This is a genomic window from Actinosynnema sp. NPDC023658 (assembly GCF_040639995.1).
Taxonomy (GTDB): Bacteria; Actinomycetota; Actinomycetes; order Mycobacteriales; family Pseudonocardiaceae; genus Actinosynnema.
This window is the reverse complement of the sequence record NZ_JBFAAX010000282.1, coordinates 6,754-7,660: the sequence shown is the minus strand read 5'-3', so window position 1 is coordinate 7,660 and position 907 is coordinate 6,754. Positions and strand designations below refer to the sequence as shown.

Sequence of the window (907 nt, the reverse complement as noted above, 5' to 3'; positions counted from 1 at the left end):
ACAACATCCTCCCGGCAGGGTCCGGCAAACACGGCCGGTCAGGGCGTCATCCGATCAGGCGTCTTCGAGGCCGATGGCGAACGCGGCGTCCGTGTCGCGCTTCGAGTACGACCGGAACGAGATGTGGGTGTCCGTGTTCAGCACGCCGGGCACCTTGGAGATGTGGCCGGGCACCAGGTCGGCCAGGTCCTCGTGCCGGGCGACCTTGACCAGGGCGATCAGGTCGACGTCGCCGGCGCACGAGTAGACCTCGGTGACGCCCTCGATGTCGGCGATCGCCTGCGCCGCGTCCGGGATGGTCTCGGCGGCGGCCTGGATCAGCACGATCGCGGTGATCACAGCGGTCCTCCACAAGTCGTCGGGATCTCGACCGGGCACATGCTAGTGGCCCGCCACGCGGTACTGGTCACGACCGGCCTCGGCGCGCGCCACCCAGTCCCGCCACGCCCCGGCGCCGGCCGCGGGCGACGTCCACGGGCGCTCGCAGTACACGAGCCGCGTGCCCGGTTGGTCGATCCACCGCAGCACCACGCCGACCTCCTCGGCGGGCGCCCCGAACAGCGGGCCGACACCCGGGATCACGGTCTCCGCCGACGCCACCAGCGCGTCGACCACCGGCATCGGCCGCGTGCCCCGCCGCGCCACCCCGGCCGACGCCAGCCGCCCGTGCCGCACGACGGCGAACTCCCACCCGCCCGAGCCGTCCGGACGCGCGGCGACCACCTCCGGCAACGCCGCCAGGCCCGCGAGCCGCTGCGCCCGGTCCAGCGACCGCACCAACGACGACATGCGGTCGCGGCGGGTGGCGGCGTCCTCGAAGCGGTGCGCTTCGGCCAGCGCGTCGATCTGCGCGGTCAGCCCGCGCAACGGGGCCACGTCCGCCCCGGCCACCAACCGGCGGAACGCG

The 907-nt window shown here is 74.3% G+C and carries 1 protein-coding gene and 1 pseudogene; both read right to left on the bottom strand.

What is annotated here, in order from left to right; all coding sequences use genetic code 11:
- Positions 1 to 54 precede the first annotated feature (54 nt).
- On the bottom strand, positions 55 to 339 hold the full coding sequence (locus AB0G02_RS23855; RefSeq protein ID WP_053718754.1) for an Lrp/AsnC ligand binding domain-containing protein: 285 nt from the start codon (positions 337 to 339) through the stop codon (positions 55 to 57).
- Between the two features lie 42 nt (positions 340 to 381).
- Positions 382 to 907: pseudogene (locus AB0G02_RS23850) on the bottom strand (hypothetical protein); the annotation flags it as partial.